Annotated in this window: 21 protein-coding genes and 2 tRNA genes; 17 read left to right on the forward strand and 6 right to left on the reverse strand. The window is 60.7% G+C overall.

Annotated features, from left to right (window positions below):
* Positions 1–12: 12 nt before the first annotated feature.
* Positions 13–321 (reverse strand): YhbY family RNA-binding protein, encoded by a 309-nt coding sequence (locus E8E78_RS25870; protein ID WP_016489174.1) that lies wholly within the window; start codon positions 319–321, stop codon positions 13–15.
* A 102-nt stretch (positions 322–423) separates the two neighbouring features.
* Here E8E78_RS25870 and rlmE point away from each other — a divergent pair, with 102 nt between their 5' ends.
* From rlmE to E8E78_RS25950, 16 genes are all read left to right on the forward strand, one after another.
* On the forward strand, positions 424–1,050 hold the full coding sequence (gene rlmE / locus E8E78_RS25875) for a 23S rRNA (uridine(2552)-2'-O)-methyltransferase RlmE (RefSeq protein WP_041167880.1): 627 nt from the start codon (positions 424–426) through the stop codon (positions 1,048–1,050).
* Positions 1,051–1,252: 202 nt separating this feature from the next.
* Complete coding sequence (gene ftsH, locus E8E78_RS25880) at positions 1,253–3,157, forward strand: ATP-dependent zinc metalloprotease FtsH (protein ID WP_049277390.1); 1,905 nt, start codon at positions 1,253–1,255, stop codon at positions 3,155–3,157.
* A gap of 8 nt (positions 3,158–3,165) precedes the next feature.
* A complete protein-coding gene (folP, locus tag E8E78_RS25885) occupies positions 3,166–4,017 on the forward strand; it encodes a dihydropteroate synthase (RefSeq protein ID WP_049277392.1) in 852 nt (283 codons plus the stop codon).
* 16 nt (positions 4,018–4,033) lie between these two features.
* Positions 4,034–5,374, forward strand: a complete 1,341-nt coding sequence (gene glmM, locus E8E78_RS25890) for a phosphoglucosamine mutase (RefSeq protein WP_049277394.1) — start codon at positions 4,034–4,036, stop codon at positions 5,372–5,374.
* Positions 5,375–5,439: 65 nt separating this feature from the next.
* On the forward strand, positions 5,440–6,195 hold the full coding sequence (tpiA, locus tag E8E78_RS25895; protein WP_043202566.1) for a triose-phosphate isomerase: 756 nt from the start codon (positions 5,440–5,442) through the stop codon (positions 6,193–6,195).
* Positions 6,196–6,199: 4 nt separating this feature from the next.
* The gene (secG, locus tag E8E78_RS25900) at positions 6,200–6,598 is read left to right on the forward strand and encodes a preprotein translocase subunit SecG (protein ID WP_049277396.1); all 399 of its coding nucleotides are present in this window, start codon (positions 6,200–6,202) and stop codon (positions 6,596–6,598) included.
* 21 nt (positions 6,599–6,619) lie between these two features.
* A tRNA-Leu gene (locus tag E8E78_RS25905) sits at positions 6,620–6,705 on the forward strand.
* A gap of 101 nt (positions 6,706–6,806) precedes the next feature.
* Positions 6,807–6,883 (forward strand) — tRNA-Met (locus E8E78_RS25910).
* 130 nt (positions 6,884–7,013) lie between these two features.
* Positions 7,014–7,472, forward strand: a complete 459-nt coding sequence (gene rimP, locus E8E78_RS25915; RefSeq protein WP_033702568.1) for a ribosome maturation factor RimP — start codon at positions 7,014–7,016, stop codon at positions 7,470–7,472.
* A gap of 59 nt (positions 7,473–7,531) precedes the next feature.
* Complete coding sequence (nusA, locus tag E8E78_RS25920) at positions 7,532–9,013, forward strand: transcription termination factor NusA (RefSeq protein WP_016489167.1); 1,482 nt, start codon at positions 7,532–7,534, stop codon at positions 9,011–9,013.
* 27 nt (positions 9,014–9,040) lie between these two features.
* Positions 9,041–11,569: a translation initiation factor IF-2 gene (gene infB / locus E8E78_RS25925; protein ID WP_049277398.1), complete on the forward strand. Its 2,529-nt coding sequence runs from the start codon at positions 9,041–9,043 to the stop codon at positions 11,567–11,569.
* A 116-nt stretch (positions 11,570–11,685) separates the two neighbouring features.
* The gene (gene rbfA, locus E8E78_RS25930) at positions 11,686–12,084 is read left to right on the forward strand and encodes a 30S ribosome-binding factor RbfA (RefSeq protein ID WP_016489165.1); all 399 of its coding nucleotides are present in this window, start codon (positions 11,686–11,688) and stop codon (positions 12,082–12,084) included.
* A 3-nt stretch (positions 12,085–12,087) separates the two neighbouring features.
* A complete protein-coding gene (truB, locus tag E8E78_RS25935) occupies positions 12,088–13,005 on the forward strand; it encodes a tRNA pseudouridine(55) synthase TruB (protein ID WP_016501634.1) in 918 nt (305 codons plus the stop codon).
* Positions 13,006–13,152: 147 nt separating this feature from the next.
* Complete coding sequence (gene rpsO / locus E8E78_RS25940) at positions 13,153–13,422, forward strand: 30S ribosomal protein S15 (RefSeq protein WP_012274241.1); 270 nt, start codon at positions 13,153–13,155, stop codon at positions 13,420–13,422.
* 249 nt (positions 13,423–13,671) lie between these two features.
* Positions 13,672–15,777 carry a polyribonucleotide nucleotidyltransferase gene (gene pnp / locus E8E78_RS25945; protein ID WP_016501633.1) on the forward strand — a complete coding sequence of 702 codons (2,106 nt, stop codon included), beginning with the start codon at positions 13,672–13,674 and terminating at the stop codon, positions 15,775–15,777.
* 262 nt (positions 15,778–16,039) lie between these two features.
* Complete coding sequence (locus tag E8E78_RS25950) at positions 16,040–16,390, forward strand: BON domain-containing protein (RefSeq protein WP_016501632.1); 351 nt, start codon at positions 16,040–16,042, stop codon at positions 16,388–16,390.
* A 78-nt stretch (positions 16,391–16,468) separates the two neighbouring features.
* Here the strand turns inward: E8E78_RS25950 and E8E78_RS25955 are convergent, their stop codons facing one another.
* Positions 16,469–16,771: a putative quinol monooxygenase gene (locus tag E8E78_RS25955; RefSeq protein WP_049277401.1), complete on the reverse strand. Its 303-nt coding sequence runs from the start codon at positions 16,769–16,771 to the stop codon at positions 16,469–16,471.
* 60 nt (positions 16,772–16,831) lie between these two features.
* On the opposite strand from E8E78_RS25955, the gene E8E78_RS25960 reads away from it, so the two are divergent.
* Positions 16,832–17,245 carry a VOC family protein gene (locus E8E78_RS25960; protein WP_016501630.1) on the forward strand — a complete coding sequence of 138 codons (414 nt, stop codon included), beginning with the start codon at positions 16,832–16,834 and terminating at the stop codon, positions 17,243–17,245.
* 121 nt (positions 17,246–17,366) lie between these two features.
* Here the strand turns inward: E8E78_RS25960 and E8E78_RS25965 are convergent, their stop codons facing one another.
* The 4 genes from E8E78_RS25965 to pgi all read right to left on the reverse strand — a co-directional run.
* Positions 17,367–20,303, reverse strand: coding sequence for a DUF748 domain-containing protein (locus E8E78_RS25965; protein ID WP_059395884.1), 2,937 nt, complete (start codon positions 20,301–20,303; stop codon positions 17,367–17,369).
* 78 nt (positions 20,304–20,381) lie between these two features.
* Positions 20,382–21,251, reverse strand: a complete 870-nt coding sequence (locus E8E78_RS25970) for an oxygenase MpaB family protein (protein WP_049273711.1) — start codon at positions 21,249–21,251, stop codon at positions 20,382–20,384.
* Positions 21,252–21,293: 42 nt separating this feature from the next.
* Positions 21,294–23,228, reverse strand: a complete 1,935-nt coding sequence (acs, locus tag E8E78_RS25975; RefSeq protein ID WP_084966592.1) for an acetate--CoA ligase — start codon at positions 23,226–23,228, stop codon at positions 21,294–21,296.
* A 198-nt stretch (positions 23,229–23,426) separates the two neighbouring features.
* On the reverse strand, positions 23,427–24,989 hold a 1,563-nt coding region (pgi, locus tag E8E78_RS25980), incomplete at its 5' end, for a glucose-6-phosphate isomerase (RefSeq protein WP_280315063.1).

A 24,989-nucleotide genomic window follows, 5' to 3' on the forward strand; every position in this document is an offset into this window, starting at 1 on the left:
TCGGAGCCACCGTTACTTGTAGCGGTGGATATTGGACAGCTGCTTGTTGGGCTGTGGGTTCTTACGGTAGATCAGCGCTTTCTTGCCGATGGTCTGCACCAGCTCGGCACGGCCGGCCTTGCACAGTTCTGCAATGGTTGCGGCACGTTCTTCGCGGTCTTCCGAGCGAATCTCGACCTTGATCAGCTCATGGTCGACCAGGGCGCGTTCCAGTTCGGCAACTACGCCTTCATTCAAACCGTTGCCAGCAACGATCAAAACCGGCTTCAGGTCATGACCAATGGACTTGTACTGCTTCTTCTGCTCGTTATTGAGCGGCATAATCTGACCCTTTCCGTCTGATTCTGTAAAATTGACCGGCATTTTACCCGAGGGCCACCGGCTCCGCCCAGTCAATCACGACGCATATCATCGAGGTGCCCCGTGGTACAACGTTCCAAAAGCAGCGCAAACTGGCTGCGAGAGCATTTTAACGACCCTTTTGTGAAACAAGCGCAGAAGGATGGCTACCGCTCGCGTGCGAGCTACAAACTGCTGGAGATCCAGGAAAAGGACCGCCTGATCCGTCCTGGCATGAGTGTAATCGACCTTGGCGCAGCCCCTGGCGGCTGGTCGCAGGTGACCAGTCGTCTGATTGGTGGTCAGGGCCGGTTGATCGCTTCAGATATCCTGGAAATGGACTCGATCCCCGACGTGACCTTCATCCAGGGTGACTTCACCGAGGATGCAGTGTTGCAGCAGATCCTCGCGGCGGTCGGTGATTCGCACGTAGACCTTGTGATTTCGGACATGGCCCCCAATATGAGTGGTACGCCCGAAGTGGACATGCCGCGCGCCATGTTCCTCTGCGAGCTGGCTCTGGATCTGGCAACCCGCGTGCTGAAGCCCGGCGGTGATTTCCTGATCAAGATTTTCCAGGGCGAAGGCTTTGATATGTACCTGAAGGATGTGCGCACCAAGTTCGACAAGGTGCAAATGCGCAAGCCGTCTTCTTCGCGGGACCGTTCCCGTGAGCAGTACCTGTTGGGCAAGGGTTTCAAAGGCGTTTGAACAGCGTGCTGCGGGTGGTCGATAGTTATTTCCAATCGGCCCTCCCGTCTGGATCGTCCGAACTTCGTGTAGTCTAGCTTTCACAAAGGGTTACAGACGGTGCCTGCGGCTGCGTAGGTAATGTAGTAAGTTAGGGCGATGAATATCATGCGAGGCACGGCTGCGTCGTGCGCCGGCCTCAGAGGGTAGCGAATTGAACGACATGGCAAAGAATCTGATCCTGTGGTTGATCATCGCAGCTGTCCTGGTGACAGTGATGAACAACTTCTCCAGCCCTAACGAGCCGCAGACCCTCAACTATTCCGACTTCATCCAGCAGGTCAAGGATGGCAAGGTCGAGCGTGTGACCGTCGACGGCTACATCATTACCGGCAAGCGCGCCGACGGCGACAACTTCAAGACCGTGCGCCCGGCCATTACCGACAATGGCCTGATCGGTGACCTGGTCGACAACCACGTGGTTGTCGAAGGCAAGCAGCCAGAGCAGCAGAGCATTTGGACGCAGTTGCTGGTCGCCAGCTTCCCGATCCTGGTCATCATCGCCGTGTTCATGTTCTTCATGCGCCAGATGCAAGGTGGTGCGGGTGGCAAGGGCGGGCCGATGAGCTTTGGCAAGAGCAAGGCGCGCCTGCTGTCCGAAGACCAGGTCAAGACCACATTGGCTGACGTTGCAGGTTGCGACGAAGCCAAGGAAGAAGTGGGCGAGCTGGTCGAGTTCCTGCGCGATCCGGGCAAGTTCCAGCGCCTGGGTGGTCGTATCCCGCGCGGTGTGCTGATGGTTGGCCCGCCCGGTACCGGTAAGACCCTGCTGGCCAAGGCCATTGCGGGCGAGGCGAAAGTACCGTTCTTCACCATTTCCGGTTCGGACTTCGTGGAAATGTTCGTCGGTGTCGGTGCCAGCCGTGTGCGCGACATGTTCGAACAGGCCAAGAAGCACGCCCCGTGCATCATCTTCATCGACGAGATCGACGCCGTTGGTCGCCACCGTGGTGCTGGCATGGGCGGTGGTCACGACGAGCGTGAGCAAACCCTCAACCAGTTGCTGGTAGAGATGGACGGCTTCGAAATGAACGATGGCATCATCGTCATTGCCGCTACCAACCGCCCTGACGTACTCGACCCGGCGCTGCTGCGTCCAGGCCGTTTCGACCGCCAGGTAGTGGTAGGCCTGCCAGACATCCGCGGTCGCGAACAGATCCTCAAGGTGCACATGCGCAAGGTGCCGATTGGCGAAAACGTCAACCCGGCGGTCATTGCCCGTGGTACCCCTGGCTTCTCCGGTGCCGACCTGGCCAACCTGGTCAACGAGGCCTCGCTGTTTGCCGCGCGTTCCAACAAGCGCCTGGTCGAAATGAAAGAGTTCGAGCTGGCCAAGGACAAGATCATGATGGGCGCCGAGCGCAAGACCATGGTCATGTCCGAGAAAGAAAAGCGCAACACTGCCTACCACGAGGCGGGTCATGCCATCGTTGGTCGCCTGGTGCCTGAGCACGACCCGGTCTACAAGGTTTCGATCATTCCGCGCGGTCGCGCCTTGGGCGTGACCATGTTCCTGCCGGAAGAAGACCGCTACAGCCTGTCCAAGCGTGCACTGATCAGCCAGATCTGCTCGTTGTACGGCGGCCGTATCGCCGAAGAGATGACCCTGGGCTTCGACGGCGTCACCACCGGTGCCTCCAACGACATCATGCGGGCCAGCCAGATCGCTCGCAACATGGTCACCAAGTGGGGCTTGTCGGAAAAACTCGGCCCGCTGATGTACGCAGAAGAAGAGGGTGAAGTGTTCCTCGGCCGCAGCGCGGGCAGCCAGCACGCCAGTGTTTCCGGCGAGACTGCCAAGCTGATCGACTCCGAAGTACGCAGCATCATCGACCAGTGCTACGCCACTGCCAAGCAGCTGCTGATCGAGAATCGCGACAAGCTCGAAGCGATGACCGAAGCGCTGATGAAGTATGAGACCATTGATGCCGATCAGATCGATGACATCATGGCTGGCCGTACGCCACGCGAACCGCGTGATTGGGACGATGACAAGCATTCGGGCACCCCTGCTGCCCAGGATGATCGCCCTGAATCGCCAATCGGCGGCCCGGCCGCTCAACTCTAAGGGCGTCTATGAGCTCAGTGCAGTACCCGACCCGGTTGCCTTGCGGCAACCGGGTTCTTGATTTGTCGCGTACCCATGTCATGGGTATTCTCAATATCACCCCCGATTCCTTCTCCGATGGCGGGCGCTTCAGCCAGCGCGACGAGGCCCTGCGCCATGCCGAAGCGATGGTTGCGGCCGGTGCCACGCTGATCGACATTGGCGGTGAGTCCACCCGCCCTGGCGCGCGGGCGGTATCGGTGACCGAGGAGCTGGAGCGTGTGGCGCCGATGGTCGAGGCCATCAACAGCCGCCTCGACGTCGTCATTTCGGTCGATACCTCCACGCCTGCCGTCATGCGTGAATCGGCGCGCCTCGGTGCCGGGTTGATCAATGATGTGCGTGCCCTGGAGCGTGATGGCGCCCTGGACGCCGCTGCCGATACCGGGCTACCGGTGTGCCTCATGCACATGCGCGGCGAGCCGGGTAACATGCAGGACGACCCGTATTACGATGATGTGACCGCTGACGTCACGCGTTATCTGGAGCAGCGGATGGCCGCCTGCGCTGCAGCGGGCATCGACGCGAACAGAGTAATCCTTGACCCTGGCTTTGGTTTCGCCAAGACCCTGGCGCACAACCTGAGCCTGTTCAAACACATGGAAGCGCTCTATCGCCTTGGGCGCCCGCTACTGGTGGGCGTATCACGAAAGAGCATGATCGGCCTGACGCTGGAACGTCCGGTCGGCGAGCGCTTGTACGGCAGCCTTGCGCTGGCGGCGTTGGCCATGACCAAGGGGGCGAGCATCCTTCGTGTCCATGACGTGGCCGAAACTGTCGATGTGGTACGCATGATTGCTGCGGTACAAAACGCCGAATAAGTACATTGGAGTCCCTATGAGCAGAAAATACTTTGGTACCGACGGCATTCGTGGCCGCGTCGGCGAATACCCGATCACGCCTGACTTCATGCTGAAGCTTGGCTGGGCGGCCGGAATGGCCTTCCGCAAGCAGGGCAATTGCCGGGTGCTGGTGGGCAAGGACACACGTATCTCCGGCTACATGTTCGAGTCCGCACTCGAAGCTGGTTTGGCCGCCGCAGGTGCTGATGTCATGCTGCTGGGGCCAATGCCTACACCGGCCATCGCCTATCTGACTCGCACCTTCCATGCCCAGGCGGGCATTGTCATCAGTGCTTCGCACAACCCGCACGAAGACAACGGCATCAAGTTTTTCTCGGGTCAGGGCACCAAGCTGCCGGACGAAATCGAGCTGATGATCGAAGAGTTGCTCGACCAGCCGATGACCGTTGTCGACTCAGGCAAGCTGGGCAAGGTCTCGCGCATCAACGATGCTGCTGGTCGATACATCGAATTCTGCAAGAGCAGCGTGCCTAGCAGCACCAGTTTCGATGGCCTGAAGCTTGTGGTCGACTGTGCCCACGGTGCCACCTACAAGGTCGCGCCAAGCGTGTTCCGCGAGCTGGGTGCTGACGTGACTGTGCTGCATGCCCAGCCGGACGGTCTGAACATCAACGAAGGTTGCGGCTCGACCCACATCGAATCGCTGCAGGCCGCCGTGCTGGTTGGCCATGCCGACCTCGGCATTGCCTTCGACGGTGACGGTGATCGTGTGTTGATGGTCGACCACACTGGCGCCATCGTCGACGGTGACGAGCTGCTGTTCATCATTGCCCGCGACCTGCACGACCGTGGCAAGCTGCAGGGCGGGGTAGTGGGTACGCTGATGAGCAACCTGGGCCTGGAGCTTGCGCTGAAGGATCTGGATATCCCGTTCGTGCGGGCGAAGGTCGGCGACCGTTACGTCATGGCCGAACTGTTGGAGCGCGAGTGGCTGGTCGGGGGTGAAAACTCCGGCCACGTCGTGTGCTGCAACCACACCACCACCGGTGACGCGATCATTGCCGCGCTGCAGGTGCTGATGGCGCTCAAGCGTCGTGGTGAAACCCTGGCGCAGGCCCGTCAGGCCCTGCGCAAGTGCCCGCAGGTGCTGATCAACGTGCGCTTTGGCGCCAGCAAGGTCGACCCGCTGGAGCACCCAGCAGTCAAGGAAGCCAGCGCCAAGGTGACCGAGGCCCTGGCGGGGCGTGGTCGTGTTCTGTTGCGCAAGTCGGGTACCGAGCCGTTGGTGCGGGTCATGGTCGAGGGCGAAGACGAAAGCCAAGTGCGCACGCACGCTGAAGCGCTGGCCCGACTGGTCGGCGAAGTTTGTGTCTGAAGGCGCTTGCCAGCGCAGATCTGGTTGGGTAAGATCTGCGCCCACTTTGACCGACGAGGTAAAGCATGCGTCGCCCTATGGTAGCTGGTAACTGGAAGATGCACGGTACCCGCGCTAGCGTCGCTGAGCTGACCGAAGGCTTGAGCAATCTCGCCTTGCCGAGCGGAGTGGAAGTCGCGGTGTTTCCACCGGCTTTGTTCATCAATCAGGTGATTGATGGCCTGGCAGGTAAAGAAATAACTGTCGGCGCACAGAATTCTGCTGTACAACCCGAACAGGGTGCGCTGACCGGGGAAGTTGCTCCGGAGCAGCTGGTTGAAGCAGGTTGCAAGTTGGTGTTGGTGGGTCACTCGGAGCGTCGCCAGATCATTGGTGAAACCGACGAAGTGCTCAATCGCAAGTTTGCAGCGGCCCAGGCCAAAGGTTTGAAGCCAGTGCTTTGCATTGGGGAAACCCTTGAAGAGCGCGAGGCAGGCAAAACGCTTGAAGTTGTCGGGCGTCAACTAAGCAGTATCATCGAAGCATTCGGTGTTAAGGCTTTTGCCAATGCAGTAATTGCCTATGAGCCTGTTTGGGCCATCGGCACCGGCCTGACGGCCACGCCACAGCAGGCCCAGGATGTGCACGCCGCCATCCGCGGCCAGCTGGCGGCAGAAGATGCTGAAGTAGCTGCGAAGGTGCAGCTGCTCTACGGCGGCAGCGTGAAGGCGGCCAATGCGGCCGAACTGTTCGGCATGCCGGATATCGATGGGGGGCTCATTGGTGGGGCTTCCCTGAACGCAGACGAATTCGGTGCAATTTGTCGCGCCGCAGGAAACTGAACAAATGCTGGAAACAGTCATCGTTGTTTTTCATCTGTTGGCAGCGCTGTCGCTTGTAGTGCTGGTACTGTTGCAACAGGGTAAGGGTGCCGAAGCAGGTGCATCTTTCGGCGCGGGTGCTTCAAATACCGTGTTCGGGAGCCAGGGCTCTGCAACGTTCCTAAGTAAATTCACTGCTATACTCGCTGCCACTTTCTTTTTGACAGCACTTGGGTTAGGATACTTCGCGAAGCAACAAGCTCACCAGCTTAGCCAAGCAGGTCTTCCAGATCCAGCAGTGCTAGAAGTGAAAGAGCAGCAGAAGCCGGCAGTTAATGATGATGTACCGGTGCTCCAACAGCAGAAGAGCGAAACCACCAATAATACGGGTGATGTACCTCCTCCGGCTCCAGAGCAGAAGTAACGGGTTTCAAGTAGTAGTATTGCCGAGGTGGTGGAATTGGTAGACACGCAACCTTGAGGTGGTTGTGCCCATAGGGTGTAGGGGTTCGAGTCCCCTTCTCGGTACCATATTGAAGCTTGAGAGCCCGCTTTAGCGGGCTTTCTTGTAGGTGAAGGTTTGGATTTGACCCTCAATGGGGTTCGGTCTTATACTTTCGCCCCAGCTTTGTCGCGGGGTGGAGCAGCTTGGTAGCTCGTCGGGCTCATAACCCGAAGGTCGTTGGTTCAAATCCAGCCCCCGCAACCAGCTTCAGCGGAGCCCCTTTTCAGGGGCTTTTTGCTAACCGAACAGTTTTCGGCGTCGTTGTCCAACGGCGCTTTCAGGGATGGGCGCTTCGCCCATTTTTCATTTGCACAGCATGCACGAGGGGGTTCAGGTGTCGAGCAAGCTAGAACAGTTGCAGGCCTTGTTGGCCCCGGTGGTCACGGGGCTGGGCTTCGAATGCTGGGGGATTGAATTCGTCTCCCAAGGCAAGCATTCGGTACTACGTGTCTACATCGACAAGGAAGGCGGGATTCTGGTGGACGACTGCGCAGAAGTCAGCCGTCAGGTCAGCAGCGTTCTCGATGTGGAAGATCCGATCAGCTCTGAATATACCCTAGAGGTTTCTTCTCCTGGCATGGAACGCCCGCTGTTCACGCTTGAACAGTTTGCCTCGCATGCCGGCGAACAAGTGAAGATCAAGCTGCGCTCACCCTTCGAGGGTCGTCGTAACTTCCAGGGCCTTCTCCGCGGTGTGGAGGAGCAGGATGTGGTGGTCCAGGTGGACGACCAAGAGTTCCTGTTGCCGATCGACTCGATCGACAAGGCCAATATTATTCCCAGTTTTGACTGAGACGTGCCGGGCCCGGCGGACTATCCGGGCCCAATGGCTTGCGCAAGGCGAGGCGTACGATGAGCAAAGAAGTACTGCTGGTTGTTGAATCGGTATCCAACGAAAAAGGTGTACCGCCCGGCGTCATTTTCGAAGCGCTGGAAGTGGCCCTGGCCACTGCGACCAAAAAACGTTTTGAAGATGAAGTCGATCTGCGTGTGGAAATCAATCGTCACACCGGTAGCTACGAGACCTTCCGTCGCTGGACCGTGGTCGATGAAGCCGATCTTGATGATCCGGCGATCGAAACCTGGCTGGACAAGATCAAGGACACTCATCCGGAAGCCAAGATTGGTGACGTGATCGAGGAGAAGATCGAGTCCATCGAGTTCGGTCGTATCGCCGCCCAGACCGCCAAGCAGGTCATCGTACAGAAGGTCCGTGAGGCCGAGCGTGCCCAGGTGGTTGATGCTTACCGCGAACGCGTAGGCGAGATCATTTCCGGTACCGTTAAAAAGGTTACCCGCGACAACGTCATCGTTGACCTGGGTAACAACGCCGAGGCCTTGCTGGCCCGCGAAGATATTATTCCGCGCGAAACCTTCCGTGTGGGTGTGCGCCTGCGTGCACTGCTCAAGGAAATTCGCACTGAAAACCGTGGTCCTCAGCTGATCCTGTCGCGCACCGCGCCACAGATGCTGATCGAGCTTTTCCGCATTGAAGTGCCGGAAATTGCCGAGGGCCTCATTGAAGTCATGGCTGCCTCCCGTGATCCGGGTTCGCGAGCCAAGATCGCCGTCCGCTCCAAGGACAAGCGCATCGACCCGCAAGGCGCCTGTATCGGCATGCGTGGTTCGCGCGTCCAAGCTGTATCCGGGGAGTTGGGTGGTGAGCGTGTGGATATCGTCCTCTGGGACGATAACCCGGCGCAGTTCGTCATCAACGCCATGTCGCCGGCTGAAGTCGCGGCGATCATCGTTGATGAAGATGCCCATGCCATGGACATCGCCGTCGCCGAGGATAACCTGGCCCAGGCCATTGGCCGTGGCGGTCAGAACGTTCGTCTTGCCAGTCAGTTGACCGGCTGGACCCTGAACGTGATGACCGAGAAGGACATTCAGGCCAAGCAGCAGGCCGAAACAGGTGACATCCTGCGCAATTTCATCGATGAACTGGAAGTCGACGAGGAGCTGGCCCAAGTGCTGGTCGACGAAGGCTTCACCAGCCTCGAAGAAATTGCCTACGTACCGTTGGAAGAAATGCTCAACATCGATGGCTTTGACGAAGATATCGTCAATGAGCTCCGCGCTCGAGCCAAGGACCGTTTGTTGACCAAGGCCATCGCTACCGAAGAAAAACTGGCAGACGCCCACCCGGCCGAAGACCTGCTCTCTCTTGAGGGTATGGACAAGGACCTGGCGGCTGAACTGGCGGTGCGCGGCGTGGTTAACCGCGAAGACCTGGCCGAGCAGTCGATCGACGATCTGCTCGACATCGACGGCATCGACGAAGAGCGTGCCGGCAAGTTGATCATGGCCGCCCGAGCCCATTGGTTCGAGTAATTAGGCGCGGCCTGAGGAGAGAAGTGCATGACGCAAGTCACGGTGAAAGAACTGGCCCAAGAGGTCGAGGCACCGGTAGAGCGCCTGCTGCAGCAGATGCGTGAGGCAGGTCTGCCGCACACCGACGCCGGTCAGGTAGTGACCGACAATGAGAAGCAGACCCTGCTGACTCATTTGAAAAGCAGCCACAAGAGCAAGGCGGAAGAGCCGCGCAAGATTACCTTGCAGCGCAAAACCACCAGCACCCTGCGTGTCGCCGGTAGCAAGAGCATTAGCGTAGAAGTACGCAAGAAGAAAGTATTCGTGCAGCGCAGCCCGGAAGAAGTCCAGGCTGAGCAGAAGCGTGAAGTGGAAGAGCGCCGCGCGGCTGAAAACGCCGTTCGTGACAAGGTTGATGCCGAAGTCCGCCAGCGCAACGAAGATCAGGCTCGCCGTCAGGCAGCCGACTCTGCTGTAGCCGCTCCTGCGCCTGCCGCCAAGCCAGAGCCGGCACCTGCCGCTGCCCCGGCTCCGGTAGTCGCCGACGCCCCGGCCTCCGAAGACGCTGCAGCCCGTGCTGCCGAGCGCAAGAAGGACGAGACCCGTCGCAACGAAAGCCGTACTCGCGATGACGATCGTCGTCGTGGCGAGGCGCCTCGTGTGTCGATCAAGGTCAAGGTCAAGGAAAAGGAAAAGGCGCCGACTCCGCGTGCCGCTCCGCGTACCACCGACGAAGAGAGCGATGGCGCTCGTCGCGGTCGTGGTGGCAAGGGCAAGCTGAAGAAGCGTAACCAGCATGGCTTCCAGAACCCGACCGGCCCCGTCATCCGTGACGTGACCATCGGCGAGACCATCACGGTCTCCGAACTGGCCAACCAGATGTCCGTCAAGGGCGCTGAAGTTGTCAAGTTCATGTTCAAGATGGGCACCCCGGTTACCATCAACCAGGTACTCGACCAGGAAACCGCTCAGCTGATCGCAGAAGAGCTGGGCCACAAGGTCACTCTGATCAGCGACAGCGCCCTGGAAGACTCCCTGGCCGAATCGCTGAAATTTGAAGGCCAGTCCGAGTCGCGTGCGCCGGTGGTAACTGTCATGGGTCACGTTGACCATGGTAAGACCTCGCTGCTCGACTACATCCGTCGTGCCAAGGTTGCCGCTGGCGAAGCCGGTGGTATCACCCAGCACATCGGTGCCTACCACGTCGAAACCGACCGCGGCATGGTCACCTTCCTCGACACCCCGGGCCACGCAGCTTTCACTCAGATGCGTGCACGTGGTGCCAAGGCGACCGACATCGTCATCCTGGTGGTGGCGGCGGACGACGGCGTGATGCCGCAAACCCGCGAGGCCGTTCAGCATGCCAAGGCAGCTGGCGTTCCGCTGGTGGTCGCGGTGAACAAGATCGACAAGCCAGGCGCTGACCTCGATCGCATCCGCAACGAACTGTCCGTCGAAGGCGTGACCTCCGAGGAATGGGGTGGTGACACGCCGTTCGTCAAGGTTTCGGCGAAGATGGGTACTGGTGTCGACGAACTGCTCGAAGCCGTCCTGCTGCAGGCCGAGGTTCTCGAACTGACCGCTACGCCGACCGCCCCAGGCCGTGGTGTCGTGGTTGAATCGCGCCTCGACAAGGGCCGTGGTCCGGTTGCTACCATCCTGGTCCAGGACGGTACGCTGCGTCAGGGCGACATGGTCCTGTGTGGCTCCAACTATGGCCGTGTTCGCGCCATGCTCGACGAGAACGGCAAGCCTGTGAAGGAAGCTGGCCCGTCGATCCCGGTCGAGATCCTCGGCCTGGATGGCACGCCGGAAGCTGGTGACGAGCTGTCGGTAGTGGCCGACGAGAAGAAAGCCCGCGAAGTTGCCCTGTTCCGTCAAGGCAAGTACCGCGAGGTCAAGCTGGCCCGTGCTCACGCCGGCAAGCTGGAAAACATCTTCGAGAACATGGGCCAGGCCGAGAAGAAAACCCTCAACATCGTTCTCAAGACCGATGTTCGCGGTTCGCTCGAGGCGCTCAACGGTTCGCTCGGCGCTCTGGGCAACGACGAAGTACAGGTCCGTGTGATCGGTGGCGGCGTCGGTGGTATCACCGAGAGCGACGCCAACCTGGCGCTGGCTTCGAATGCAGTACTGTTCGGCTTCAACGTGCGTGCCGATGCCGGCGCGCGCAAGATCGTCGAGCAGGAAGGTCTGGATATGCGTTACTACAACGTGATCTACGACATCATCGAAGACGTCAAGAAGGCCCTGACCGGCATGCTCGGCAGCGATGTTCGCGAGAACATCCTGGGTGTCGCCGAAGTACGTGACGTGTTCCGTTCGCCGAAATTCGGCGCCATCGCTGGCTGTATGGTCATCGAGGGTACCGTGTACCGTAACCGTCCGATCCGCGTACTGCGCGAAGACGTGGTTATCTTCGAAGGCGAGCTGGAATCGCTGCGTCGCTTCAAGGACGACGCCGCCGAAGTGCGTAACGGCATGGAGTGCGGTATTGGCGTCAAGAGCTACAACGACGTCAAGGTCGGTGACAAGATCGAAGTGTTCGAGAAAGTCCAGGTGGCTCGTACCCTCTAAGGGCGAGCTAGCCGCAAACGCCCGCTACAGGGCGGTTTGCGGCACCTCTTCAGGTAGCGCCCGGTCAGGCATTCGTCTGACCGGGCGTTTGCCGCTTTAAGTTACAGGTAGCAAGAATGGCCAAAGAATACAGCCGTACCCAACGTATCGGCGATCAGATGCAGCGCGAGCTGGCCGAGCTGATCCGTCGCGAAGTCAAGGATCCACGTGTCGGTCTGGTCACCATCACCGCCGTGGACGTCAGCCGTGACCTGGGCCATGCCAAGGTGTTCATCACCGTCATGGGCGAGGAAACGCCAGACGCCGTGAAGCAGTCGTTGAAGGCACTCAACAGTGCTGCCAGCTTCCTGCGTCTGCACCTGGGCCGCTCGATGCAGCTGCGCAGCGTGCCGCAGTTGCACTTCCACTTCGATGAAAGCGTCAGCCGCGGTGTGCACCTGTCGGCGCTGATCGAGCGTGCAGTGGCCGAAGACCGCCTGCACAAGGATACCGACGAGCTGGACACCAAGGAGTAAGCGGTGGCCCAGGTCAAACGTATCCGCCGCAATGTCAGCGGCATCATCCTGCTCGACAAGCCTCTGGGCTTCACGTCCAACGCCGCCCTGCAAAAGGTGCGCTGGCTGCTCAACGCGGAAAAGGCCGGTCACACCGGTAGCCTCGACCCGTTGGCAACCGGCGTGCTGCCGCTGTGCTTCGGCGAGGCGACCAAGTTTTCGCAGTACCTGCTCGATTCCGACAAGGGCTACGAAACCGTCATGCAGATGGGGCAGACTACCAACACCGGCGATGCTGAAGGTGAGGTGCTGCAGACCCGCGAAGTGACCGTTGGTCGTGCCGACATCGAAGCGGTGCTGCCACGTTTTCGTGGCCCGATCAGCCAGATACCGCCGATGTACTCGGCGCTCAAGCGTGACGGCCAGCCGTTGTACAAGCTGGCACGTGCAGGAGAGGTAGTGGAGCGCGAGGCGCGTTCTGTTACTATTAACCGCTTGGAGTTGCTGGAGTGCGAAGGCACTCGTGCACGGTTGACCGTAGGGTGCAGCAAAGGCACCTATATCCGCACCCTGGTGGAGGATATCGGCGAGGCCCTTGGTTGCGGTGCCTATGTTGCCGAGTTGCGCAGGACCCAGGCCGGGCCCTTCGCGCTGGCACAAACGGTCACGCTCGAAGCGCTTGAACAGGCCCATGCCGAAGGCGGTAACGAAGCGCTCGATCGCTTCCTGATGCCCTCGGACAGCGGCCTGCAGGACTGGCCCATGGTGAGCCTGTCCGAGCACAGCGCATTCTACTGGCTGCATGGTCAGGCGGTACGCGCGCCGGACGCGCCACAATTTGGCATGGTCCGGGTACAGGATCACAATGCGCGCTTCATCGGTATCGGTGAAGTGAGCGAAGACGGGCGTATTGCGCCGCGTCGGCTGATTCGGTCGGAATGACCGAAACCGCAGGGTGAGGCTTTGGCCGAACCCTACGGAATCAAGGGTGGCTGTCAGTAGGCACGGTCACACCTTTTTTATTAATACAGGGATTTGTCCCTGGCCTATTGGACCCCGCTTGCGGGATCCGTTATCAGGAGAAGCCAAATGGCCCTCAGCGTTGAAGAAAAAGCTCAAATCGTTACCGACTTCCAGCAAGCCGCTGGCGACACTGGTAGCCCGGAAGTTCAGGTTGCTCTGCTGACCGCGAACATCAACAAGCTGCAAGGCCACTTCAAGGCCAACGGTAAAGACCACCACTCGCGTCGTGGCCTGATCCGTATGGTAAACCAGCGTCGTAAGCTGCTGGACTACCTGAAGGGTAAAGACACCACTCGTTACAGCGCCCTGATCGGTCGCCTGGGCCTGCGTCGCTAATAGCGGCCTGGTCAGTGGTGTGCATGGCGTGTCTCATGCAGTGGCAGCGCTGCCTGGCAGCGTTGTCTATGGGCACGCCATGCGTATCTCCGAGGTTGGCAGCCTGGTGAAGTGGAGCGGTTTTCCGCTCTTCAGCCAGGCTCCCAGCCTCGTGTTGTATCTGGACGGTCAATGGGGCCGATTCCCCGTTCTGCCCACAAATTCGCAAGAAACCAGTTCCCCCAGAGCCACTGAAAAAGGTAGGAAACCGTGAACCCGGTAATCAAGACATTCCAGTTCGGTCAGTCGACCGTTACTCTCGAAACGGGCCGTATTGCCCGTCAGGCAACCGGCGCCGTGCTGGTTACCGTCGACAACGACGTCACCGTGCTGGTGACTGTGGTAGGCGCCAAACAGGCTGATCCAGGCAAGGGTTTCTTCCCGCTGTCGGTTCACTACCAGGAAAAGACCTACGCCGCCGGCAAGATCCCAGGTGGTTTCTTCAAGCGTGAAGGTCGTCCTTCCGAGAAAGAAACCCTGACCTCGCGCCTGATCGACCGTCCGATCCGTCCGCTGTTCCCGGAAGGCTTCATGAACGAAGTGCAGGTCGTCTGCACCGTGGTTTCCACCAGCAAGAAGACCGACCCGGACATCGCTGCGATGATCGGTACCTCGGCTGCCCTGGCCATCTCGGGTATCCCGTTCGAAGGCCCGATCGGCGCCGCCCGCGTTGCCTTCCACGAAAGCACCGGCTACCTGCTGAACCCGACCTACGAGCAACTGGCTGCCTCGAGCCTGGACATGGTCGTTGCCGGTACCTCCGACGCCGTACTGATGGTTGAATCGGAAGCCCAAGAGCTGACCGAAGACCAGATGCTGGGTGCCGTACTGTTCGCCCACGACGAATTCCAGGCCGTTATCCAGGCTGTCAAAGAGCTGGCCGCCGAAGCTGCCAAGCCTACCTGGGACTGGAAACCAGCCGTTGCCAACACCGAGCTGTTCAACGCCATCCGCGCCGAATTCGGCGAGGGCGTTTCGCAGGGCTACACCATCACCGTCAAGGCTGACCGCTACGCCCGCCTGGGCGAGCTGCGTGATCAGGCCATCGCCAAGTTCTCCGGTGAAGAAGGCCAGCCATCGGCTGCCGAAGTCAAAGAAATCTTCGGCGAAATCGAATACCGCACCGTTCGCGAAAACATCGTAAACGGCAAGCCACGTATCGACGGCCGCGACACCAAGACCGTTCGTCCGCTGAACATCGAAGTAGGTGTTCTGCCGAAGACCCACGGCTCGGCGCTGTTCACCCGTGGCGAAACCCAGGCTCTGGTCGTTGCGACCCTGGGTACTGCCCGTGACGCCCAGCTGCTGGACACCCTCGAAGGCGAGAAGAAAGATCCCTTCATGCTGCACTACAACTTCCCGCCGTTCTCGGTGGGCGAGTGTGGTCGTATGGGCGGTGCTGGCCGTCGCGAAATCGGCCACGGCCGTCTGGCCCGTCGCTCGGTCCAGGCCATGCTGCCGGCTGCTGACGTGTTCCCGTACACCATTCGCGTGGTTTCGGAAATCACCGAATCCAACGGTTCCAGCTCCATGGCTTCGGTCTGCGGTGCATCCCTGGCCCTGATGGACGCCGGTGTGCCAATGAAGGCGCCGGTTGCCGGTATCGCCATGGGCCTGGTCAAGGAAGGCGAGAAGTTTGCCGTTCTGACCGACATCCTGGGTGACGAAGACCACCTGGGCGACATGGACTTCAAGGTAGCCGGTACCGCCAAAGGTGTTACCGCGCTGCAGATGGACATCAAGATCAACGGCATCACCGAAGAGATCATGGAAATCGCCCTGGGCCAAGCCCTGGAAGCGCGCCTGAACATCCTCGGCCAGATGAACCAGATCATTGGTCAGTCGCGTACCGAGCTGTCGGCCAACGCCCCGACCATGATCGCGATGAAGATCGACACCGACAAGATCCGTGACGTCATCGGTAAAGGCGGCGCCACCATCCGTGCCATCTGTGAAGAGACCAAGGCTTCGATCGATATCGAAGACGACGGCTCGATCAAGATCTTCGGCGAAACCAAGGAAGCGGCAGAGGCTGCCAAGCAGCGCATCCTGGGCATCACCGCCGAGGCCGAAATCGGCAAGATCTACGTGGGTAAGGTTGAGCGTATCGTCGACTTCGGCGCCTTCGTGAACATCCTGCCTGGCAAGGACGGCCTGGTGCACATTTCGATGCTGAGCGATGCTCGCGTCGAGAAAGTCACCGACATCCTGAAAGAAGGCCAGGAAGTTGAAGTGCTGGTACTGGACGTGGACAACCGCGGCCGTATCAAACTGTCGATCAAAGACGTTGCCGCGGCCAAGGCCTCGGGCGTCTAAGCGACTGCACCGCAACAGAAAAAGGGCCCTTCGGGGCCCTTTTTTCATGGGTGGCGGGAACCTTTTGCGGACTTGCATCTTGCATGCAGGTTTACCGCGCAGATTGCAAAATGCACGACCGCCCAACTGATGGCTGTGTGCTAACTAATTGATTTATAAGGGTTAAATAGAAGTCTCAAAGCTGGCACAGCACATGCAACTACCTTTATACCTGCCGCCAGGACACAGGCGCAGACCTTTCGAAAAAACAGGAGTGACCCACATGAAGAAGTTCGCCATTGCTGCCGCTACTGCTACCGCTCTGACCCTGACCATGGCTAACGCGGCATTCGCCCAACAGTCCACCCAGGCCCCCATGACGCTGGCGGCCGGTGAGGTGACCCAAGCCAAGGAAGCTACCTCTGATACCTGGATCACCACCAAGGTCAAAGCTGACCTGATGACCGAGAAAGGCGTGCCAGGCAGCGACATCAAGGTTGAAACCAACAAAGGCGTTGTGTCGCTGTCGTCCGATGTTGCCGTTACCGATTCACAGAAAGAGATGGCAGTCGCCATCGCCAAGAAAATCAAAGGCGTCAAGGCCGTGTCGGCTGATGGCCTGAAGTCCGAATAAGGGATGTCCCGTCGGCCATAAGGATTTGGCCACCTCTACTGAAGCCCTGGCCCTGTGCCGGGGCTTTGCTTTTGGCGCTCAGTACACCGGGTTGCGGGCGATTACATCGCTCTCGAAGCATTCCTGCTCCAGGATCAGCGGTTCTACCAGTGGGCGGCTGTCGCGAAAGTGCGCGGTCTGGGTATGGGCTTCATACGCGGCATCGTCGCGGTAGATTTCGTACAGATAGATCAGCTCCGGGTCGACCCGGTCCTGCGACACATCGAACACCAGGCAGCCGGGCTCGCTGGCAACGGACGCCGCGGCATTGACCTTGATCGCTGCCAGAAACTCCTTCGCACAACCGGGCTTTACACGGGTCTTGATGAACAGGCTATACACAAGTCGCTCCTTTTGTTTTAAATTCGATTATGAATTGTATACAAAAATGGAGCCTCGCCAATGTCTGAATTGCCTGCACGTCCCGGCCGCCTGAATGGCCTGCGCCATATTGCCCTGCTGGTACCCAACCTGGAGGAGTGCGAACGCTTCTACGTCGAGGTGCTGGGCATGGAAGTGCTGAACCGCGCCAACGAAGACCTGGTGTACCTCACCTGCGGCAACGACAACCTTTCGCTGGGGCGGGGAGCCGGGGCGGCCAACGGTTTGCAGACCCTGGATCACTACGGGTTCATTGTGGACAGCGTGGAGGAACTGGAAGCCTGGTACCAGTACTTCAAGGCCCATGGCGTAACCTTGCTGGACAGGCCATTCAACCATGGTGACGGGGCGCGCAGCTTCCACCTGCTGGACCCGGCGGGGAACAAGGTGCAGCCGCTGTATCACCCGGCGGTGTCGGGGCAGCGGTTGGTCTGAAGCCTGTGCCGGCCTCTTCGCGGGCGCGCCCGCTCCCACAGGTATCGCGCAGGTCTGTGGTAGTGCGCGATCTCTGTGGGAGCGGGCATGCCCGCGAAGAGGTCAAGCCTGCTAGAGGGGATTACTCGGCATCCAGATGCATCGGCGTCACCACCCGGCCATCGCTCTCGGGCTGGCCCAGGCTGGTATCGATGAAATACACCCGGTCATCTTCCAGCTTGCCCTTGTCCACCAGGTAATCCTTGATACTGCTGGCCCGCTCTTGGCCCAGTGTACGCAGCAGTGGGGTGCTTTCTGCCCACGACTTGATCACTGCCTCACGTAGCTTGGTGGTGCGTTCGTCGCGGCCCAATTGCTCCCATTCGGCAGGCGGTTGCTGTTTCAGGCGCGTGCGGTAGATGCCTTCCAGCATTGCTGGCTTGTCGCTGTCGTCGACTACCAGCATCGACGCATTGGCCGGCACCTTTTCACCACGGCGCTGGAGGATCTTGTACCAGGTGGCCTGGTATTCACGCTCCAGGCGCTGCTGGGCGATCAGCGGGCCGTCGCTGGCCTGGGCGCTGGTGCCTTCGATTTCCAGGCGCAGCTCCGGGCGCTCTTTCAACGCCGACGCCAGCTTGTCCAGTGACGACTGGGCATCGCCGGTGAGTTCGCTGGAGCCCGGGGCGAAGGCCACGTTACCCAAGTCTTCCGAGCCACCGCCGGTAACCAACCCGCCAATGAACTTGAACGGCGCCTGTGCCGCCCGCAGCACCAGGTTGCGCAGGGTTTGCCAGACAATCGGCATCACGCTGAATTGTGGGTTGTTGAGGTCGCCGGTTACCGGCAGCTCGATCGAGATCTTGCCCTCGGTATCCTTCAGCAGGGCCACTGCCAGGCGGATCGGTAGGTCGACCGCGTCCGGGCTGTCGACTTTCTCGCCCAGTTGCAGTTGCTCCACCACTACCTTGTTCTCGGCCTTGAGTTGGCCGTTGGTAATCAGGTAGTGCAGGTCGAGGTTGAGCCGGCCCTTGCGGATGCGGAAACCGGCAAACTTGCCGGAGTAGGGCGTCAACGTGGTCAGCTCGACGCGCTTGAAGCTGGTGGCGATGTCCAGGCTGGCAAGCGGGTTGAACGGGTTGAGGGCACCCTTGATGGTAACCGGTGCGTAGCGGTCGACCTTGCCCTTGATATCGACCTTGGCCGGCAGCGGCTTGCGGTTGTCGATGGTGCCGATCTGGCCGTTGAGCTGCTGGACGGCGGTGGCGAAATTGGGGGTGAGCGACAGGTCGGCAAAGTTGGCCGAACCGTCCTTGATGTCGACTTGGCCGATGTGGATGCCCAGCGGCTTGTCGCTGCTGGCCGAGGCCGGTTGCGCCGGGCTGCTCGCCGGGGCGCTGGCCGGTTGCGGGATCAGCAGGTCATTGACGTTGGTGGTGCGGTCTTCGTTGATGATGAAACGCGCATAGGGCTGTAGCAGGGTCACCTTGTCGATCGACAGTGCATCGCCGTGCACGTAGGACAAGCCGTCGACATTGACCTGCTGCCATTTGACGAAGTCGCGGCTCTTGATGGTATCCAGGGTATGCAACTGGTTGACCTGCGCCTTGCCGGTCACGTTGAAAGCCAGCGGCGCGGTATTCTTCAGGTCGACCTTGAGGTCGCTGGCGAGCATGCCGCTGCGCAACTCCAGCAGGATGAACGGGCTGATGTAGGCCTGGGCCACGCGCAGGTCGATGTCGCGAGTACTCACATCCAGCTTGGCCCATATCGGCGCCAGGTTGACCTGGCCAGCCGCCTGCAGCTTGCCTTGCTTGCCTACGCCGGTATCGAGCTTGAGCGTGAAGGGCGACTGGTTGAGGCTGTCGAAACCTTGCAGGTCGGCGTTGAGTGGGCCGATGTCCAAGGCGACAGGCTCTTTCTGGCTGCGGTCTGCCAGGTGCACCAGGTAGTTGCGCAATTGCACGTCCTTGAGCAGCACTTGCCACGGCTTGCCAGGCTCCTTGGCGGCTTTCTCTTCAGGCGTAGGCTCGGCGGCGGCAGGCTCGGCCTTTTCCTTCGGCGTGGCCTTGGCCGGTTGGCTGGCGAACAGTTTCTGCCAGTCGAGCTGGCCGTCTTTTTCCAGTGCCGCCCAGGTTTCCAGTTTTTCGCTGCGGATCTTGCCCACGCTGACAAGTTGCTTGACCAGGTCTACGGAGGTTTCGCTCACCTCCAGGCTGGCCAGGCGCGCCAACGGGCGACCGTCCGGTGCCTTGATGGCGAATGGCGCGATGCGCAGGGAGGCGTTATCCAGCAGCAGTTCGGTCTGTTTGGCGAGGTTGAGCTTGTAATGCGTATCGAGGCTGACCACGCCGTCTTCCAGCACCAGTGGCACCGCATCGCGCACGTAGGGCCAGAACAGCTTCATCTTGGCGTCGGTGACTTTCAGGGTGCCTTCGGAGGCGATCGGCGACAGGCTCAAGGTGCCTTTCCAGTCGACACGGCCACCGTTGGGGCCGTTGGCCACCAGCGTCATGTCGGCATTGTCGTTGGGCAGGGTGCTGAGGTTTTTCAGCTCCAGGTTCATGTTGTCGTAGAGGAACTCGATGGGCTCGCTGGGGCGCTGGTCCTCGAAGTGCAGGTAGCCATCGATTAGCTTGATGCTGGCAACACGTAGCGGGAACGGGTCGCTGGGCGGCTCTTCGGGTTTCGCTTCACTGGCAGGCAGCTTGAACAACCTGGTCAGGTTCAGGGTACCGTCCTTGGCGAACAGCACCTCGTTGCGTGGCTTCTCGAGTTCCACGGCTTCCAGATGCAGGGCTTTGGTCCACAGGCTGTCGAGCGAGAGGTTGGCGTACAACCGCTCGAAACCGACCTGCTCCTTGCCGGGCTCGCCGATCTGCAGGCCCCACAGCGTCATTTCGAGGCTGAAGGGGTTGAGTTCGATCCGCTCGAGGTGGGCCGGCACGGTCGCGTACTGGGCCAACTGCTGGTTGGCGATGCGCAGCGCGACACCGGGAAGAACGAGAAAGCCGAGCAGGCTGTAGAGGGCTACGAGGGCCACGATTGCGCCAGCGGCGCGAGTCAATCCTTTGTACATGTGTCGCTTCGTCTGTCTAAGCAGGAGTGCTTGGAGTATGGCACGTTAAATCAGTTCCGCAGGGGCGACCATTTGCCCTCACTCGATGCCCATGCGCCGTTTGGCCCGATGCGCCGAGCCGTCGCGCATTGCCCAGCGCAGCACAGGCGCGGTGCGTTTTAGGCCCAGGCGGATCAGGCGCTGTTGCATGGGGCCGTGCTGCAGGCCGAGCATGGTCTGGGCCCAGCCCGGCAGCAGGTCGATGCCGGCGTGCAGCATCAGCTTGCCTACCGGCTGTGCCAGGCGGCTGGGGGCAGGGGCGTCGAGCAGGATCTGTATCACCTCATGGCTGCGCGTATCGCAGTGCAGCTGCGCGCGCATGCGTTGCAGGTAGTCTTCGACTTGCTGACAGGAACGTGGCACGTCACGGGCGCCAAGGCGTTCGGCGATCAGAGCAATTTCGTTGTAATAGGCATTTTGCTCGGCGCGCGGCAGGTGCGGGTTGCGGTAACGCAGGTGGGCGGCGAGGAAACTGCTCACCTCCGCCACATGCACCCAGGTCAGCAGGTCCGGGTCGCTGGCGGCATAGGGGCGGCCGTCCGGTGCTATGCCGGTGACCTGCAGGTGAATGGTGCGCACCTTGTCGATCAGCCACTCGGCATCGCCGGTGGCACCAAAGGTGGTACCGGAAATGAACTGGCTGGTGCGGCGCAGGCGGCCGAGCAGGTCTTCACGAAAGTTTGAGTGGTCCCACACACCGGCCAGGGCCAGCGGGTGCAACAACTGCAGCATCAGTGCGCTGATGCCGCCCACCAGCATGCTCGGGAAGTCGCCATGTACCCGCCAGCTGATGCTGTGCGGGCCGAACAGGCCGGGGTCGCCCTTGGGCGATTCCAAGTCGAGCTGGCCGAGGGCGAGCCCGGTGAGGCTCATGACCTGGGTTTCGATGCGGCGGCGAAGGGCTTCCATGGCGACCTGTGGTTCAGGGCGGCCATGAACAGTGGCCGCCGGTTACTGGTTGAGGCGTTTATCAATCAGGCCCTGTACCACGCTGGGGTCGGCCAGGGTCGAGGTATCACCCAGGTTGTCCAGCTCGTTGCAGGCGATTTTGCGCAGTATACGCCGCATGATCTTGCCTGAGCGGGTCTTGGGCAGCGCCGGGGCCCACTGGATCAGCTCGGGCTTGGCGAAACTGCCGATTTCCTTGCTGACCAGGGCCAGCAGTTCGGCCTTGAGCGCGTCGTCCGGGGCCACGCCGTTCATGGTCGTGACGAAGGCGTAGACGCCCTGGCCCTTGAGGTCGTGGGGGTAACCGACCACCGCTGCTTCGGCGACGCTGTCATGCAACACCAGCGCGCTTTCCACCTCTGCGGTGCCGATGCGGTGCCCGGACACGTTGATCACATCGTCGATGCGCCCGGTGATCCAGTAGTCGCCATCGGCGTCGCGGCGGGCACCGTCGCCGGTGAAGTAGTAGCCGGGCATGGGCTTGAAGTAGGTGTCGACCATGCGCTGGTGGTCGCCATAAACGCTGCGGATCTGACCCGGCCAGCTGGCCTTGATCACCAGCAGGCCGGCGCCGGGGCCTTCGATCAGCTTGCCTTTTTCGTCCAGCAGTACCGGTTGCACGCCGAACATGGGCTGGGTGGCGCAACCGGGCTTGAGTGACTGCGAGCCGGGAAGCGGTGTGAGCATGATGCCGCCGGTTTCGGTCTGCCACCAGGTATCGACGATGGGGCAGCGCTTTTGCCCGACTTCCTCGAAATACCATTCCCAGGCTTCGGGGTTGATCGGCTCGCCGACGCTGCCCAGCAGGCGCAGGCTTTTGCGCGAAGTACCCTGCAATGGCGCCGAGCCCTCGCGCATCAACGCGCGCAGGGCGGTTGGGGCGGTGTAGAAAATGTTCACCTGATGCTTGTCCACCACTTGCCAGAAGCGCGAGGTGTCCGGGTAGTTGGGCACGCCTTCGAACATCAGCGAGATTGCGCCATTGGCCAGCGGGCCATAGACGATGTAGCTGTGGCCGGTGACCCAGCCGACGTCGGCGGTGCACCAGAACACCTCGCCGTCGCGGTAATCGAACACCACCTTGAAGGTCATGGTCGCCTGCAACAGGTACCCGCCGGTGGTGTGCAGCACGCCCTTGGGTTTGCCGGTGCTGCCTGAGGTGTAGAGGATGAACAGCGGGTCTTCGGCTTCCATCGGTTCGGGGATGCAGTCGTCGCCAGCGTTGTCGGTTGCCTCGTGGTACCAGAGGTCGCGGCCTTCGGCCCAACTGACATCGCCGCCGGTGCGGCGCACCACGAATACACTGCTGACTGCCGGGCAACTGGCCAGGGCCTTGTCGACGTTCTGCTTCAGCGGGATGCGCTTGCCACCCCGCACGCCTTCGTCGGCGGTGATCACCGTGCGGCAGTCGGCGTCGAGTATGCGGTCACGCAGGGCGTCGGGGGAGAAACCGCCGAACACCACCGAGTGGATGGCACCGATGCGGGTGCAGGCGAGCATGGCGAAGGCAGCCTCGGGGATCATCGGCATGTAGATGCATACCCGGTCGCCTTTTTTAACCCCGCGTGCTTTCAGTGCGTTGGCCAGGCGGCAGACCTGATGGTGCAGTTCGCGGTAGGTGATGGTCTTTGCATCTTTCGGGTCGTCGCCTTCCCACAGCAGGGCGGTCTGCTCGCCGCGCTGGGCCAGGTGACGGTCGATGCAGTTGTAGCTGACGTTCAGTTGTGCACCGTCGAACCAGCGGGCTTTGCCGGTGTTCAGGTCGCATTGCTGCACGCTCGACCAGGGCTTGATCCAGTCCAGGCGTTTGGCTTGTTCGGCCCAGAAGGTGTCAGGGTCGTCGACCGACTGGCGGTAGAGGCGACGGTATTCGTCGGGGGTGAGGGCGGCGGATTGGCTGACGGCCAGGGCCTGGGGGTAATTGCGGATATCGAACATGGCGGGTGGTCCTGCTCTTGTAAGGGGCGATGGACTGCAACGGCTATTCGATAGGACAGTGTAGCTGGGAGCGGTGTTCAACCTGTGCTGACCTCTTCGCGGGTGAACCCGCTCCCACAGGGACCGCACAATTCTTGAAACCTGTGCAATTCCTGTTGGAGCGGGTTTACCCGCGAAGCGGCCCGTACAGGCGTTGGATCAACCGCGGTGACGGCCGCGGAAGTAGTTGATCAGGCCTTGGGTAGAGCCGTCTTCGGCGCTGTCTTCCAGGGTGCCGACCAGGCGTTGGTAAACACCCTTGCCCAGCTCTTTGCCCAGTTCCACACCCCATTGGTCAAAGGCGTTGATACCCCAGATCACGCTCTGCACGAACACTTTGTGCTCGTACATTGCCACCAGTGCGCCGAGGCGGCGTGGGCTGATGCGCTCCACAACCAAGGTGTTGCTCGGGCGGTTGCCCGGGATCACCTTGTGCGGGGCCAGCTTCGCGATGTCCGCTTCGTTCAGGCCTTTGCTGCGCAGTTCGGCCTCGGCTTCTTCACGGGTCTTGCCCTGCATCAGCGCCTGGCTCTGCGACAGGCAGTTGGCGTACAGCCACTGGTGGTGGTCGGCCACCGGGTTGAAGCTCACCACCGGAACGATGAAGTCGGCCGGAATCAGCTGGGTGCCCTGGTGCAACAACTGGTGGTAGGCGTGCTGACCGTTACAGCCGACCCCGCCCCAGATCACCGGGCCGGTATCGATTTTCACCGGGGTGCCGTCCTGTAGCACGCTCTTGCCGTTGGACTCCATGTCCAGCTGCTGCAGGTGCTTGGTGATGTTGCGCAGGTAGTGGTCGTACGGCAGGATCGCGTGGCTGTTCGCGCCCCAGAAGTTGCCATACCACACGCCCAGCAGGGCCAGCAGCACCGGCATGTTCTTGTCGAACGGCGCGGTCTGGAAGTGCTGGTCCATGGTATGGGCACCGGACAGCAGTTCCTTGAAGTTGGCTGTGCCGATGGCCAGGGCGATTGGCAGGCCGATGGCCGACCACAGCGAATAGCGCCCACCCACCCAGTCCCACATCGGGAAGATGTTCTCTTCGCGAATACCAAAGGCCACGGCGGCGGCCTTGTTGCTGGAAACCGCGATGAAGTGGCGGTACAGCTCGGCTTCCGAGCCGCCCTGGGCCAGGTACCAGGTGCGCGCGGCCATGGCGTTTTTCAGGGTCTCGAGTGTGTTGAACGACTTCGACGAGACGATGAACAGGGTGGTTTCGGCGCGCAGGTTGGCCGACAGCTCGTGGAACTCGCTGCCATCGATGTTAGCCAGGTAGTGGCAGCGGACGCCACGCTGGGCGTACGGCAGCAGCGCCTCGGAAACCAGCTCGGGGCCAAGGAACGAGCCACCGATGCCGATGTTGACCACGTCGGTGATGGGCTTTTCGCTGTAGCCGCGCCACAGGCCGTCGTGGATGCGCCCGACCAGTTCGGTGATCTGATTGAGTACCTTGTGTACTTCCGGCATGACGTTCACGCCGTTGACGCTGAGCTTGTCGCCCACGGGCCGGCGCAGGGCAGTGTGCAGCACCGGGCGGCCTTCGGAGGCGTTGATGATTTCGCCGCTGAACATCGACTTGATGGCGTCTTGCAGGCCCACTTCATTGGCCAGGTTCACCAGCAGGTCGCGGCTTTGTTCGGTGATCAGGTTTTTCGAGTAGTCGAGGAACAGGCCGCAGCAGCTCAGGGAGAACTGGTCGAAGCGTTGGGCATCGGCGGCGAA

The sequence above is a fragment of the Pseudomonas sp. BN505 genome (assembly GCF_029873175.1).
GTDB lineage: Bacteria > Pseudomonadota > Gammaproteobacteria > Pseudomonadales > Pseudomonadaceae > Aquipseudomonas > Aquipseudomonas putida.